The sequence below is a fragment of the Ignavibacteriota bacterium genome (assembly GCA_019637995.1).
Classification (GTDB): Bacteria; Bacteroidota; Ignavibacteria; order Kapaibacteriales; family UBA2268; genus JANJTB01.
In genome coordinates, this window is record JAHBUQ010000003.1 from 379,475 (window position 1) to 394,965 (window position 15,491).

The 15,491-nt window shown below is 34.9% G+C and carries 16 protein-coding genes and 1 tRNA gene; 6 read left to right on the forward strand and 11 right to left on the reverse strand.

The genetic code is table 11. The features are described from left to right. Positions 1–3 precede the first annotated feature (3 nt). The 3 genes from aspS (at position 4) to KF896_13685 (ending at position 2,375) form a co-directional block, all read left to right on the forward strand. Entirely contained in the window at positions 4–1,779 is a 1,776-nt protein-coding gene (gene aspS, locus KF896_13675) for an aspartate--tRNA ligase (protein ID MBX3044757.1), read from the forward strand. A 50-nt stretch (positions 1,780–1,829) separates the two neighbouring features. Next, positions 1,830–2,204, forward strand: coding sequence for an STAS domain-containing protein (locus tag KF896_13680; protein MBX3044758.1), 375 nt, complete (start codon positions 1,830–1,832; stop codon positions 2,202–2,204). An 88-nt stretch (positions 2,205–2,292) separates the two neighbouring features. After that, positions 2,293–2,375 (forward strand) — tRNA-Leu (locus tag KF896_13685). Between the two features lie 61 nt (positions 2,376–2,436). Here the strand turns inward: KF896_13685 and KF896_13690 are convergent. Next, complete coding sequence (locus KF896_13690; protein ID MBX3044759.1) at positions 2,437–3,303, reverse strand: hypothetical protein; 867 nt, start codon at positions 3,301–3,303, stop codon at positions 2,437–2,439. 392 nt (positions 3,304–3,695) lie between these two features. Between KF896_13690 and KF896_13695 the strand changes: the two genes are divergently transcribed. Beyond that, entirely contained in the window at positions 3,696–3,941 is a 246-nt protein-coding gene (locus KF896_13695) for a type II toxin-antitoxin system RelE/ParE family toxin (protein MBX3044760.1), read from the forward strand. Positions 3,942–4,055: 114 nt separating this feature from the next. Then, positions 4,056–4,262 (forward strand): hypothetical protein, encoded by a 207-nt coding sequence (locus tag KF896_13700; protein ID MBX3044761.1) that lies wholly within the window; start codon positions 4,056–4,058, stop codon positions 4,260–4,262. A gap of 74 nt (positions 4,263–4,336) precedes the next feature. Here KF896_13700 and rocD read toward each other — a convergent pair whose 3' ends face one another. The 7 genes from rocD to KF896_13735 all read right to left on the reverse strand — a co-directional run bounded on the left by rocD (position 4,337) and on the right by KF896_13735 (position 10,668). Further along, positions 4,337–5,539 carry an ornithine--oxo-acid transaminase gene (gene rocD / locus KF896_13705; protein ID MBX3044762.1) on the reverse strand — a complete coding sequence of 401 codons (1,203 nt, stop codon included), beginning with the start codon at positions 5,537–5,539 and terminating at the stop codon, positions 4,337–4,339. Between the two features lie 29 nt (positions 5,540–5,568). Beyond that, positions 5,569–6,486, reverse strand: coding sequence for an aspartate carbamoyltransferase (gene pyrB, locus KF896_13710; protein MBX3044763.1), 918 nt, complete (start codon positions 6,484–6,486; stop codon positions 5,569–5,571). 281 nt (positions 6,487–6,767) lie between these two features. Continuing rightward, a complete protein-coding gene (locus KF896_13715) occupies positions 6,768–7,109 on the reverse strand; it encodes a GIY-YIG nuclease family protein (protein MBX3044764.1) in 342 nt (113 codons plus the stop codon). 267 nt (positions 7,110–7,376) lie between these two features. Next, a complete protein-coding gene (locus KF896_13720) occupies positions 7,377–8,318 on the reverse strand; it encodes a carbamate kinase (GenBank protein ID MBX3044765.1) in 942 nt (313 codons plus the stop codon). Between the two features lies 1 nt (position 8,319). Beyond that, the gene (gene argF / locus KF896_13725) at positions 8,320–9,240 is read right to left on the reverse strand and encodes an ornithine carbamoyltransferase (GenBank protein MBX3044766.1); all 921 of its coding nucleotides are present in this window, start codon (positions 9,238–9,240) and stop codon (positions 8,320–8,322) included. Between the two features lie 94 nt (positions 9,241–9,334). Next, positions 9,335–9,478, reverse strand: a complete 144-nt coding sequence (locus tag KF896_13730) for a hypothetical protein (protein MBX3044767.1) — start codon at positions 9,476–9,478, stop codon at positions 9,335–9,337. A gap of 374 nt (positions 9,479–9,852) precedes the next feature. Beyond that, positions 9,853–10,668 (reverse strand): tetratricopeptide repeat protein, encoded by an 816-nt coding sequence (locus KF896_13735; protein ID MBX3044768.1) that lies wholly within the window; start codon positions 10,666–10,668, stop codon positions 9,853–9,855. A 97-nt stretch (positions 10,669–10,765) separates the two neighbouring features. On the opposite strand from KF896_13735, the gene KF896_13740 reads away from it, so the two are divergent. Then, positions 10,766–11,146: a Rid family detoxifying hydrolase gene (locus KF896_13740; protein ID MBX3044769.1), complete on the forward strand. Its 381-nt coding sequence runs from the start codon at positions 10,766–10,768 to the stop codon at positions 11,144–11,146. Positions 11,147–11,149: 3 nt separating this feature from the next. On the opposite strand, the gene KF896_13745 is transcribed toward KF896_13740, so the two are convergent. Genes KF896_13745 through alaS form a run of 3 tightly spaced genes read right to left on the reverse strand, consistent with a single transcriptional unit; the run spans position 11,150 to position 15,355 of the window. Continuing rightward, complete coding sequence (locus tag KF896_13745) at positions 11,150–11,728, reverse strand: DUF1579 family protein (GenBank protein MBX3044770.1); 579 nt, start codon at positions 11,726–11,728, stop codon at positions 11,150–11,152. 23 nt (positions 11,729–11,751) lie between these two features. Beyond that, positions 11,752–12,801, reverse strand: coding sequence for an AI-2E family transporter (locus KF896_13750; protein MBX3044771.1), 1,050 nt, complete (start codon positions 12,799–12,801; stop codon positions 11,752–11,754). A gap of 10 nt (positions 12,802–12,811) precedes the next feature. Then, entirely contained in the window at positions 12,812–15,355 is a 2,544-nt protein-coding gene (alaS, locus tag KF896_13755; GenBank protein ID MBX3044772.1) for an alanine--tRNA ligase, read from the reverse strand. Between the last annotated feature and the right edge of the window lie 136 nt (positions 15,356–15,491).

Sequence of the window (15,491 nt, forward strand, 5' to 3'; positions counted from 1 at the left end):
AAAATGATATTTAAAAAAAGAAGTGTTAATTGTGGTCAGCTAAAGACCGAAGATGTTGATAGAAAAGTTGTCCTCAATGGATGGGCATCTACTGTAAGAGATTTAGGCGGATTAATATTTGTTGATGTTAGAGATCGGTTCGGTATTACTCAAGCAGTTTTCGAACCTGAGAAAAACCCCGTACTTGCCGAAAAGGCAAAAGATATAAAAACAGAATATGTTGTATGGATAGAAGGCACAGTCAGACTTCGCTCAAATCCAAACAAAAACATTCCTACAGGATTAATTGAAGTTGTTGCTGAAGACTTTGCTATTATCAATAAAGCAGATTTGCCACCATTCCCAATTGAAGACGGAATCGAAACTAGTGAAGAAATCAAACTTAAATACAGATATCTTGATTTGAGAAGACCTGAGCTTCAGAGGAACTTCATTATCAGAAATCAACTTTATCAGATTGTACATCGTTATTACAACGAAAATAACTTTCTTGAAGTTGAAACTCCGGTATTGATGAAATCTACACCCGAAGGAGCGAGAGATTTCCTTGTACCGAGCAGAATTAACAAGGGAAAATTTTATGCATTGCCTCAGTCTCCGCAGATTTTTAAGCAAATATTAATGATGTCGGGATTTGATCGGTATATGCAGATTGTAAAGTGCTTTCGGGATGAGGACTTACGTTCTGATCGCCAGCCTGAATTTACCCAAGTGGATGTCGAAATGTCATTTATTGACCGCGAGGATATTCTTGAAGTTACTGAGAAGCTTTTTGCAAGAGTTTGGAAAGAAGTCCTCAATATTGATATAGAGCTTCCAATCCGGCGAATGAGTTACGAAACTGCTATGAACAATTATGGCTCGGATAAGCCTGATTTAAGATTCGATATGAAAATATCACACTTGAATGATGGTTTAAAAAGTTGCGATTTCAAAGTATTTAAAGATATTATAGAGTCAAATGGTTTAATAGGTGCAATTTGTGTAAAAGGTGGAGCTGAATTATCCAGAAAACATCTTGACGAACTTACTGAATTTGCCAAGAAATATGGTGCAAAAGGACTCGCCTGGATTAAATATATAGATGGAGATATTAATTCCCCTATTGCAAAATTCCTCACAGATGAGGAAAAAGATTTTATTCGTCAAACTTGCGGAGCTGAAAATGGCGATTTGATATTGATTTCATCGGATAAGAAAAACCGTGCACTGACAATTTTAGGAGCTTTACGTCTGGAGGTTGCATCAAGAATTGGTATTCTTGATAAGGTTAAAGGCAAATATGAGTTCCTTTGGGTACTTGATTTTCCATTATTTGAATATGACGATGAGACAGGACGTTACTACGCAATGCATCATCCATTTACATCACCTATGGAGGAAGATTTGCATCTTTTGGATACCGATCCATCGAAAGTCAGAGCAAAGGCTTACGATATAGTTTGTAACGGAGCTGAAATTGGTGGAGGAAGCATAAGAATACATGACAATCAGGTACAAAAAGTTATGTTCGACAAGTTGGGGCTGTCAGAATCTGAAATAGAAGAAAAATTTGGATTTTTGATTAAAGCTCTCAAGTTCGGTGCTCCACCACACGGCGGAATTGCTTTAGGGCTTGACCGTATGGTTATGATACTTGCCGGAACTGATAATATCCGTGATGTAATTGCATTTCCTAAAACTACAAGCGGACTATCGCTAATGGATGGTTCACCATCTGAAGTTGATATTTCTCAATTAAATGAATTAGGTGTTGATTTAATCAAAAAAAATAACTAATTTGCATTATTATTTTATGTAAATTTTTTTTAACTTTTTTGGAATTTGTCATGAGCGAACAATTAAACATTAAAAACACTGATGACGGCTACACTGTTCTGGAATTAAACGGTCGCTTGGTACCGGGAACAGAACCTGAAATATCTGATGTATTGAAACAAACTGTTGATGATTTATGCGGCGAAGGCAAAATAAAAATATTAATTGACCTTCGAAACGTTGACTACATGGCTTCAAATGCTATTGGTGCATTGATGACTATGTATAATTCAGTTATGAATGCAGGCGGAAGACTTGTACTATGGAGACCAAAAACATATCTTCATGACAGTCTGAAACTTGTTCGTGTTGACAAGCTTCTAACTATTACAAATAATTTTAATGAAGCTATGGCTTATCTCGGTATTGAGATAAACGAAGAATAATTTGAAAATTATTTATATCTAATATTTGAACTTAATATTTACACCAAAAATATGAGCGAAATTTCGTATTTTTGCAATCTGTAATTATGCCCGGATGGCGAAATTGGCAGACGCGCTACATTCAGGTTGTAGTGAGCTCAGCTCGTGCAGGTTCAAGTCCTGTTCCGGGTACTTAATTAAACGTCACACCTAATCAAAGTTGCGACGTTTTTTTTATGAATCATTATCATATTTAAAATTTGAACCTGTATTCCAAATTCGCGATAAAACTTCTGGTTAAACCATCCGGTCGTTCCTTTCTAATTACAAAGGGCATTCCAAGATTAAGCTGTATTATATTGCTACTATTTAACTCATAATCTAAAAAGATGTTTCCATTTAATGTAAGTCCCTTAGAATCAGCAATTTCTTGTTCAATACCTGATTCATTGGTGAATTTGTCATTATACAGATGATAAATTGGTAAAATGCTTGGAGTCACTCTAATTTTTTCGCTCAATGAAACAGGATAAGAAACACGCAATAAAACATCGCCACTTCGTTTGAATTGATTTGTAGATTGAAACTCCCTCAATTTTGAATTAGTTGGATACTTTTCGGCTAAGAATTGGTTATTGTTTTGTGTCAAGGGCTGTTGCAAGGCTGCAACTATTTGGATTTTATTTAATTCATAACCAATTCCCAAGATTAAGTCATATGTCCCTAAACTTGCCTGATAGTCCATTGGTAAGGGTAGATTGTTTAACGTGATATTGGATTGTGAGAGTGGAATTTTTGTACCTAATGTCAATATTATTTTCTCATTAGCTTTGTAGTTGATATTTAAAAAAGCATCAGAAAGACCGAATTTGGAAATATCATTACCATTTTGAGCAATTGAAGTTAATTTAATGTCAAACCCAAACTTATTATTTATTTGCTTGTTATATTCAATATAATTCCCCAGAGCAGATATTGAATAATCAGCATTTCCATAAGATATTCCAAATTTAATCTGATTGCTTGTCTGATTTAGGTTGCCCTCATCATTAGGTTTAAAACTATTCATAGTGCAAACCCCTGCATCACTGCATCCTTGACTATAAGAATTATAAGTCATTAAAAGTACAAGACTTACAAAAATAAATGTTAATTTTAATGTTGTCATATTATATTATATTATATTATATTATATTATATTATATTAATTTAATTATTACAAATATTTTACTTTCTGCTCTTCAAAAGCAACCAATAACAAACTTATTTTTCACACAAAAATTCTCTTAATAATTGATTTACAAAATTAACTAATTCCCACCATTTCACCAAACAAAAAAAATGCCCGCTCTATTAATAGAACAGGCATTATATACATTTATTTGAATAATATTTACTAATCCAGTGACTTCACTACTTTTTCTTTTTTTTCAAATCTTATAGTAACTTATTCAAACAATTAATTTTGCAAACTACCGTTTATAAAGTGTTTATTTTTTTAAAGGTACAAATGTGAATGATGAATTCCAAGTTGAATTTTTTGAACTTGAAAGTGGCAATGTACCTTTTTTAAAATTCTTGAATTCACTAACAAAGATTGAACGAGCTGAGGTATTAGCTAATATTGAAGAATTTAGGATAATTAAAAGTAAGAATGAATTAGTGCCAAGCCAACTAAGTAAATTTCTTAAAGATGGTATCTTTGAATTACGTGTTAAACATCAGACACGAATAACTCGTTCATTATACTTTTTTTAAAAAGATAAAAAATTGTTTTTACTAATGGATTTGTTAAGAAAACTGAAAAAACTCCGAATGATGAGATAGAAAAAGCATTGAAGTACAAAAGTTTGTATCTAAAAAGGTAATACTATGAAAAGAAGTAATTATGAAGAATATTTAGAAGAACAGATGAAAGACCTTGAATTTAGAGCTTATTATGCACTTGCCAGAGAGAAGGCACATCTTGAGTTTTCAATTGAGCAGTTGAAGGAGAAAATTGAGAGTAATACCGCTAAAAGTATTATTATCAGGGATTTGAATAAAATTTCAAAGTACATTCGTCATATAGCTATGTAATATCTTCATCACCCCAAAAAAAATGCCCGCTCTATTAATAGAACAGGCATTTTATTCATTTATTTGAATAATAATTACTTATCCAGTGACTTCACAACTTTTTCGATTTTTTCGATAGCCCAGTCAATCTCACCTTTTGTGATAACTAGAGGTGGAGCAAATCGGATGATATTCACGTGTGTTTCTTTGCAGAGGATGCCTTCTTCTTTGAGCATTTCGCAATATGGACGTGCTTTGGTTTTCAGCACGAAGCCAATCCATAAGCCGCGACCACGAACGAAATCTATCATCGGGCTGTCAATTGCACGTAGTTTTGACATAAAATATTCACCCAATTCATTTGAGCGTTCAATCAGATTTTCTTCTTCCAAAACTTCAAGAGCGCGAACTGCGACGGCGGCGCCAAGTGGATTTCCACCGAAAGTAGAACCATGCTCACCCGGATGAATCACAAGCATCACTTTTTTGTCCGCAAGAACTGCTGAAACCGGATAATAACCACCTGAAAGAGCTTTTCCGATAATAACCATATCAGGACGAACACCTTCATAATAATGTGCAAAAAGTTTGCCTGAGCGACCAAGACCAGCCTGAATTTCATCACAAATGAAAAGTACATTATTCTCACGACAGATTTTCTCAACTTCTTTGAGGTAGCCGTCAGGAGGAATCACAACTCCACCCTCGCCCTGAATCGGTTCAATTAATACTGCAGCGGTATTTGGAGTAATTTTTGAACGTAAATCTTCGGCGTTGCCGTATTCGTGCATCGGGAATGCTTCAGTGCAATATGGTCCAAATCCTTTGTTAGAGCTTGGGTCATCAGAAAATCCAACGATAGTTGAAGTTCTTCCATGGAAATTACCTGTTGCAACAATAATTTCAGCTTTATTTTCTTCGATTCCTTTAACATCATAAGCCCAGCGACGTGCAAGTTTAATTGCTGTTTCGACTGCTTCAGCACCGGAATTCATAGGAAGCGACATTTCATAGCCGGTCATTTCGTTAAGTTTCTTGTACAATCTTGGCAATTGGTCATTACGGAAAGCACGGCTTGTAAGTGTTACTTTAGTTGCCTGCTCAACAAATGTCCTGAAAATTTTCGGATTGCAATGTCCCTGATTTACCGCTGAATATGCGGCTAAACAATCTAAATATCTTTTACCTTCAACATCGGTTACCCAGCAACCTTCTGCTTTTTCAACAACTACATCCAGTGGATGATAATTATGGGCGCCGAATTCGTTTTCTATGTTTATAAAATCCTGAGTTTTCATAGTATTTTCCTATTAATAAATTTATAAAATCAATTTTCGTCAAAAAGCATAGTAAGCAATGCCATTCTGACATAAAGTCCGTTTTTAGTCTGACGGAAATAAGCAGCACGCGGGTCATTATCCACTTCATTGCTGATTTCGACTGAGCGTGGGAGAGGGTGCATAATTATCGCATCATACTTCATAGTTTGCAATACCTTTGTATCAATATTGAAAGCAGAAAAATCAATATTTTTTGATTGTAATCTTTCTTTATCAATACGTGTTTGATAAACAACATCCACCTTACTGATAATTCCTTTTGTGGAATTAGCAAGTTCATAACTGATATTGCGTTTATCAAGATATTCAAGTATGTCCGGTTTCATCTGCATCTCATCGGGAGCGATAAAATACAGCTTAGTCCTTTCGTATTTAGCCAGTAGATAAGCAAGCGAGCGTGCAGTTCTTCCATTATCCAAAGCACCAATGAACGCTACTGATAATCCATCAAGAGTTTTGCACTCATTGTGAATTGTATATAAATCAAGAAGTGCCTGAGTCGGATGCTGACCGCCGGAGCCATCGCCGGCATTAATTATTGGTACTTCAGAAACCGCAGCAGCACGTTTTGCACCGCCTTCCTCAATATGGCGAAGGACAATAGCATCGCAATAGCTACCGATAATTCTAATCGTATCTTCAATAACCTCGCCCTGAATTTCAGAAGAAAATTCAGAAGCATGCTCAGTTGAAAGCACTTTGCCGCCAAGACGATACATAGCCGATGCAAATGAAAAACTTGTACGTGTTGAGGGCTTATAGAACAGATTAGCCATTACTTTATTGCCATAATCCATAGTGCCGCCACGAGCAACAATTTTCTTCATAAGCTCAGTTCTTTCAAACAGTTCATTAATCTTTGGAACTGTAAACTGCTGGCTTTCGATAATATGTTTTAAATTCATTTTTTTTTACTTTTATTTAATTACAAATCTTTAGCAATTATTCAATATGTTATTGATAATTCTTCGTGTCACATTGAGCGAAGTCGAAATGTGTTCCAATTTCGCTTGTCACATTGAGTCCTTCGACTCCGCTCAGGATAAACTTAGTGAAAATGTGCTGAAAATCTTCCTGTCAGACTGAGCGAAGTCGAAGTCTGTTTTTGCCTTTCTTCACACTTCGACTTCGCTCAGTGTGACATTTTACTGAATTATTTTGAAACTGAATACGTTTTTGCCAGACTTTAACTACCTAATTTCTCTTTCAAATCAGTAATATCTCTTTTGTAGCTCGAAGTTTCATTTTGACATCTTGATAATTCTTTTAATAAATCAAAGTCGCCATTAATTAAAGCAAGTTTTTTCTTTCTTGACCAACCTTTTATTTGCTTTTCAGCTCTCAAAGCATCGTCAATATTTGAAAAATGTTGAGAAAATACAATTCTAACAGGTCTTCTGAAATAAGTATAAGAATCTATATCAACTCCGAAGTTATGTTCTGCTATTCTTTTTTCAATATTACTGGTAACACCTGAATAAAAAGATAAATCATTGCATTCAACAATATAGACATAGTAATTTTTCATATATTTTATCTCAAATAAAATTCAAATTAAAACACATTTTGACTTCACTGCCAATGACACGACTTGTAAGCATTAGTAAAATAATACAGTTAGATTTGTTCACATTTCGACTTCGCTCAATGTGACAAATCCGCATCAGTGAAAGCACATTCTATGACATTAACCAATACACACTTCGACTAAGTTTATCCTGAGCGAAGTCGAAGGACTCAGTGTGACAATCTTTCTTTCATCAATTACATATTTTCAAAGAACGTTATCTTCATACTACGGAACTATATGTGTTCCTGCTTTACCTTCGAGAGCATCCATCAGGTATTCATAAGAAGTTATGATTGCATGCTTTCCACCATTACGGATAAATCTTATGACTGATTCAACTTTAGGTCCCATACTTCCTGCCGGAAAATGACCATCATCGTAATATTTTTGAAGTTCATCTGCTGTAACTTTATCCAAACCAATTTGATTTGGCTTTTTGAAATTCAGATAAACTTTGTCAGCATCTGTACTGATGATGAAAGCATCAACTCCGAGGTTATAAGCAAGAAGTGCAGATGAACGGTCTTTATCAATCACAGCTTCCGAGCCGATAATATCACCTTCGGGAGTCTTGATTACCGGAATTCCACCACCGCCGAGTGCAACAACAACAGCATCCAATCCGATTATTTTCTTGATTATTTCAAGCTGTAAAACTTCCATTGGGTCAGGGGATGCAACTACTCTGCGGTATCCGCGTGAAGCATCTTCAACAACATTCCAGCCCAGCGACTTTTGCTTCTGCTCTGCGATTTCTTTGGTATAAAATGGACCAATCGGTTTTGACGGATTCTGAAAAGCAGCGTCATTTTCGTCAACTGCCACCATTGTGGGAATTGTAGTAACAAGCTTTTCCACTCCGAGATTTTTTAACTGTTTTTCGAGAGCGCGGTGCATAATATAACCGATTTCACTCTGGGTTGTGGCAACACACATATCCAAAGTATGTGTGTAAACCTCTCCCGAAGCCCTTTCAGAACGCAAAAGTGCAGCACCGGCTTGTGGACCGTTGCCGTGAGTAACGACAACGTGCCAGCCGTTTTTAATCATAAGAGCTATGCTTTTGGCAGTTTCATTTGCATTGTGTAGCTGCTCTTCAATCGTGCCGCGTTCACCGGCACGAATTAAAGAATTGCCACCAACTGCTATTAAAGCTGTCTTGAACATATTAGTCCTGTTTCAACAATTTGTACATAATTGCTTTTTGAGCATGAAGACGGTTTTCAGCTTCAGGGAACACATAAGAGTTTGGTGCATCAATCACGCCATCTGTTACTTCATCGCCGCGGTGAGCCGGCAAGCAGTGTAAGAAAATCGCATCGTCTTTAGCTGCTGCCATAAGATTTTCATTTACCTGATATGGTAAGAAAATTCTTCTTCTTTCTGCAGCTTCAGCTTCCTGTCCCATAGATGCCCAAACGTCAGTATATATAGCATCTGCACCCTTAACTGCTTCAAACGGGTCATGAACTACTTCGATTTTTGCACCGGTAAGTTTTGCATCTTCTACCGCTTGATTATAAGCCATCATATTCGGCTCATAACCTCTTGGGCATGAAATAGTTACATTAACACCAAGACGGGCGCCTGCATCCATAAGTGAATGAGCAACATTATTGCCATCGCCAACATAAGTTAGTTTCAAACCTTCGAGTTTGCCTTTTACTTCAAGTATTGTAAGGTAATCTGCCATTGCCTGGCATGGGTGTGAGTAATCTGTAAGACCATTGATAATCGGAATTTTAGCATATTTTGACATATTTTCAACAATATCATGACCGAAAGTACGAATCATAATACCCTGAACCATTCTTTCTAAATTCTTCGCAACATCATAAACTGATTCACGCTTGCCAAGGTTGATTTCAGCGGGTGATAAATAGAGTGAATATCCGCCAAGCTGCTGGATACCTACATCAAATGTAGTACGGGTACGAAGCGATGGTTTTTCAAAAATCAATGCCATAGTTTCGCCTTCCAATGCTTTGGAATATTTTTTTCTATCTTTTTTCATATCGCGTGCAATTTCAAAAGTTTCGTGGATTTCTTCAGTTGTGAAATCGCGAACCATCAAAAAATCTCTTTTCATTTTCTTTCTCCTAAAAATAAATAACTGTTAATAAATTATATATAATAAATACAAAAATTGCTTAAATTAAATCAAAGAGTTCAATTTAGAGGACTTAAACAGGTGCGTCTGTAGTATAATGCTTAAACTGGTTGATTTTACTTGAGCGAGACTTAGGTAAATTCAGACCAAAGAGATAGACATCCGCTATTTGCGAATCTTCATAGATTAACATCATATTGACAGATTGTCTTATCATAAAAAATATAATTCTTATTATTAATTAATACAAAAATAAGCAATTTAAACAATTTAAAAAAATTAATTTGAATATTTGTTGATATGATGTGTCAATAATTTTACTTTTTATGAGATTATTATGCAAGATAATAATTGTAATAATTATTAAAACTTTTTTTCTCAAATCACAAAATTTTTAGCATACATTATTAGTACAAATAAAATAATTATGAATATGAATTGAAATATAATATCAAAAAGCACAGAGTAAAGAATAAGATTGCAGATTTCTGATATAAAACTTCTTTTCTATGCACGATATCTGTCAAAACTACGAAAATGCCGTACCGGTCTCGTTTTATGAGGCAAACAAAACTACGTAAAAATTTATAGCTATTTACAATTTTCGTTTATTATTGTGTAAGCGTCTGTTATACCAAGTTCTCCTGCTTTCGACCAATCATTGCATGCACCGATTTTATCACCAAGCTCGACTTTAGAAAATGCTCTGTTGTAATAAGCCAAACCCAAATTTGGTTGTAATTCGATTGCTTTAGAGTAGCTTTGGACAGAAGCCATGTAATCACCCAGTTCAGAATAACATACACCCATGTTTATATAAGCTTCCGCAAAATTTGGGTCTAATTTGACAACTTTTTCATAATATTCAATAGCTTTCTCATACTCAGAAACAACCACATATACAGCACCCATCTCAAAGTATGCTTGTGTATTTACGGGATTTAGCTCCAAAGCACGCTTTAAATCATTTTCTGCTACTGTCAGACTGTCAATATTTGAATAATAAGTAGCTCTCATAACAAAAGCTGAGTCGTTTGAAGGATTAATTTCAATAGTTTTGCTGATATCTGAAATTGCATTATTAATATCGCCTGAATAAAATCTTGATAAACTCCTGAAATAATAAGCAAGTTCAGCTTTTGGGTTTAATTCAATTGCTTTGTCAAAATCGCTTAGAGCCGCCTGAAAATTATTATTCATAAAATGAGCTCTGCCCTTTAATGTCCAGATTATGTAAGATTTTTCATTCAATTCTATTGCTTTTTCCAATTCCTGAACTGCCTCATCGTACTTTTCAACTTTCATTTTGACCTCAGCCGTACGGATATAAGTGTCAGCTGATTCGCCACAAGAAATCATAAAAATTGCAATTAATAAAAAAACAGCCTGAATATTTACAAATCTCATCTTTTTCTCCCTATATTCAAAATTATGTTATATTTTTAAAAATGATTTCTGATTAATTTGAAAAATATTATTTATAAACGATTAAAAATGGATTATTATGGAATTAAGATCAATATTTACAGAATCCGCACCCAAACCTGCTGGTCATTACTCACAGGCTATAGTACACAATGGATTGATTTATATAGCAGGAATTCTTCCTGTCCATCCAAAAGATGGAAGTATTGTTAAAAAAGATATAAAAAAATCTGTAATTCAGGTTTTTGATAATCTTAAAGCTGTTTTGGGTGAAGCAGGTTCTGATTTTAGTAAAATGCTAAAAATTACTGTATATATCAGTAATATTGATGATTGGGGCGAAATTAATAAGATTTATGCTGAAATAATGGGCGATTCTAAACCTGCAAGAACCGTAATTGAGGTTGCAAGACTACATCATGATGTAATACTGGAAATTGATGGAATAGCAGCTGTTTGAAAATCAATCAGCTAGTTTAAAATTCTTGATTTCTAATATTTTAATTTCATTTCCATTACTTATTTCGTAATGCTGAAATGTAAATTCGTTATCATCATCATATCTCAATATTATTTTGAAATCATCGGGATTAATTTCTTTATATGGATATGAACCTTCGAAAACAAGAGATTTTTCTTCGGCTACAAATTTGCCGTTTGCACGAATAGAATAAGTTTCAATATTAGAATATTGAATTAAGTCATATTTCTCTTTAACTCCGTCATAACCAATGATGATTTTTCTTTTTGCAGTGTCAGCACCGAATACAAGGAATGAATTTATTTCAAGATAACGCTCATCAAGTACAATTTTATTAATTGAACTGCCGGTACCTTTTTCAGATTTTGCATCATCGGGAGTGAAAAAGAAAATCTGCCTGAAATTCCCCGAAAATGCTTTAAGAATATCGTGATAATGAGTAGTCTGAATAGCTTTCGCTGCATAACGCAAATCGTTGTAATCGTCAAACTTCAAATCTTTTGAAGCTGTTAGAGTAATTGTAAAAATAAGAATAAAAAATATAATAATTTTGTTTATCAAATGATTACCTCAATTGTAATTTATTAAGTATGTTTTTCCTTAACAGGGTAGCCCATTAATCTCGCAAAGAAACTAAACCCCGGCGATCTTTCAAGAATTATTTTCATTATAACAAGCAAAGGAACAGATAATATCATCCCGGGTATACCCCAGATATAACCCCAGAATACTAAACCGAAAAGCACAGTTAAAGTATTAATTCTCAATCTGTTGCCCATAATGATAGGTTCAATTATATTTCCCATTATAAACTGCAAAGCGATAAGCAAAATAGCTAAAATAGCAATGTCAGTAATTGAATCAATCTGTATAATGCCCATCAATATCGGTAGTATTGTACCTATAATAGAACCAATATTTGGAATAAAATTCAATAAAAATGCTAAAAAGCCCCAAAATACTGCAAACTTAATACTAAATGCCATACAAATTGTGAAAGTCAATAAACCTGTAAATATGCTTATCAGTACTTTTATCCACATATATGAAAATATTGAGTGACGAATATTCTCATATTCTTTTAGTAAATTTACACCTTGATCACCACCAACAAAGCTGAGATACTGCTCATAATTTGCCATTCCGGCAAGTAGCATTACATAATAAAGTGAGAAGAAAAGAAATGACCCGAAGAATGAACCAAGTCCGCTTGCAAATCCGGAAAGTGCTTCAGGAATTCCACCTTCACCAAACGATTTATAAATTTCACTTACGAGCAATGTGGAATCAACTTTTGTATTAAATGTATCGTTTGTCCATATTAGTAGATTATCTAATTTCAAAAGTAGCCGTGAAAGCAGATAATTCTGCTCATCAACTATTTGGGCAATTGTATTACTGATTATCAATCCGATTACGAATAATACAGCAAGCGAAAGTATTGAAAATGTAGGAAGTATCAGCCATTTAGGCAGCCCTTTTTTGAGAAGAAAATTTATCAAGGGCTGCACTAAAATAGCAATCAACATTGCAAGTACAAGTGGCAATATAATAGCAGACAGCAGATTCAACAAATAAAACATTGTAACAGCCGCAAAGAAAATCAAAATATTTTTAACAGTTGTATCTTGCATTTTATATCAATTAATTATAATTTTTTACCATTTCAGGAAATATTTTTATCAAATTCGGAAGCTTATCGACATCTTTTCCACCGGCTGTTGCAAGATGCGGCTTACCGCCACCGCCACCGCCCAATTCTTTGGCAGCAATGCCAATTAACTTTCCGGCAGGATACTTATCTTTTATGTCATCAGTTGCCACACATACCATTTGTGCTTTTCCTTCTATTTCAGCAGCTAAAAGACCAATGCCTGATTTTCCTAATTCATTTCTTAAGCTGTCGCCTAAATTTCTCAGTTCATCAAGATTTTCGGCGTCCACAATACTACATACAATTTTTATACCATTATACAAAATTCCTGTTTGAATTAAATTACTCAGTTCTCCGCTTTTATCTGCGAGCTTAAGCTCTGAAATCTCTTTCTCAAGTTGTTTGATTCTATGATTAAGTTCTTCTTTTGCTTTCTCAGATTCAAGAATTTTATCACTCAAATCATGAATATACTCATTAACAGCATCTCCGGTTATAGCTTCAATTCTTCTCACACCCGCTGCAACTGAACTTTCTGAGATAATTTTAAACAATGCTATCTCCGCAGTATTAGATACGTGTGTACCGCCACAAAGTTCCATTGAGAATTTCGGGTCCATTGTAACTACTCTGACAGTATCGCCATATTTATCACCGAAAAACATTTTGATTTTAGAGATTTCACGAGCTTTTTCGAGTTCTTTTTCCTCTATGGAAATATTAATATTTTCTAAAATTTTGCTATTGACAATATTCTCAATTTCTTTAATTTGTTCAGGTTTTACTTTTTCAAAATGATTAAAATCGAACCTTAAATAATCCGGTGCAACAAGCGAGCCTGCCTGCTGAACATGATTGCCCAGCAATTCTCGAAGCGCTTCGTGCATTAGGTGAGTAGCTGAGTGATTTCGCATAATGTTTTTTCGACGCTTGCTGTCAACTTTCAATAATGCTATTGTGCCAATTAAATTTTCAATATCTCTATCACAAATATGAAAAATAGTGTTACCAATTTTACGCATGTCAAGAACATTATACACTTCTCCGGCAAGTGTAGCAGTTCCTGTATCTGAAATCTGTCCACCAGACTCAGCATAAAAAGGCGTTTCGGCTGTAACAAGAAGATTGTCTTTTACAAATAGCACCTCTGATTCAGCTTCTATATTTGAATATCCGATAAACTTGCAATCAAATTTTACATTCGGAAGCTCAACTTCCTCAGCGGCACTTTTTCTGGATGCTCTCGAACGCTCTTTCTGTTGCTTCATTAATTCATCAAAACCGGCTTTGTCAATTGTCAGATTTTTCTCTCTTGCAAGAAGCTCTGTCAGATCATAAGGAAAGCCATAAGTATCATAAAGTAAAAATGCATCGGCACCTGATACTATATTATATCCGGAAGATATTGTATCATTTGATTTTTCTTCAAAAATCTCAATACCTCGGTCAAGGGTCTGAAGAAAACTCTCTTCTTCACCTTTGATGATTCTCTCTATTGTAGGCATCTGCTCCTTGATTTCAGGAAACACATCAGCCATAATATTTTCGAGTATTGGCAGAAGTTTGTAAATCACAGGTTGTCTAAATCCAAGATTGCGGGCAAACCTGCAGCCTCGCCTTAATATTCTGCGTAAAACATAGCCGCGTCCCTCATTTCCTGGAAGTGCACCATCAGCGATTGCAAATGAAAGAGTACGCACATGGTCAGCGATTACACGCATCGCAATTGAATCGGGGTCAGTAAGTCCGCCATCATACTTCTTGCCGCTTAATTTTGCAATTTCGTTAATTAGAGGCATAAAAACATCAGTATCATAATTGGATTCTTTACCCTGAATTACTGCACAAATTCTCTCAAAACCCATTCCTGTATCAACATGAGTAGATGAAAGAGGCTCAAGTTCACCTGAATTTTTTCTGTTATATTGAATAAATACAAGGTTCCATATTTCAATTACTTCCGGTACTCCTGCATTCACAAGTTTTCCTCCTGATAAATCCGGTGTTCTGTCGAAATGAACTTCACTACACGGACCACAGGGACCTGTCTCCCCCATTTCCCAGAAATTATCCTTTTCTGCAAATCGGTGAATTTGCGATTCAGGCAGATAATTCTTCCAGATTTCGAAGGCTTCATCATCAGTTTTATAAACAGTTGCGTGAAGACGCTCAACGGGCAAACCCCAAACCTTAGTAAGCAGCTCCCATGCGAAATCTATTGCTTCAATTTTATAATAATCACCAAAACTCCAGTTGCCAAGCATCTCAAAAAATGTGTGATGATATGTATCCACACCCACTTCTTCTAAATCATTATGCTTTCCGCTTACTCTGATGCACTTTTGGGTATCCGCGGCACGTACATAATCGCGGCTGCCGACTCCTAAAAAAACATCCTTAAACTGATTCATTCCGGCATTAGTAAAAAGTAAAGTCGGGTCTCCGTGTGGAATTACCGGAGCACTTGGTATAATTCTATGTTGCTTTTCTTTAAAAAAATCAAGAAATGACTGCCTAATTTCCTGCGATGTCATATTTATTGTCCTGTATGCAATTTATTCGTAAAAATAATAATTAAATAAAGATGATTTTATTCAATCTTTATTTTAGAATAAGTACTAATTTTATTGTTTTAATATTTGAATATAATTGCTATTTAATAAAATTGCA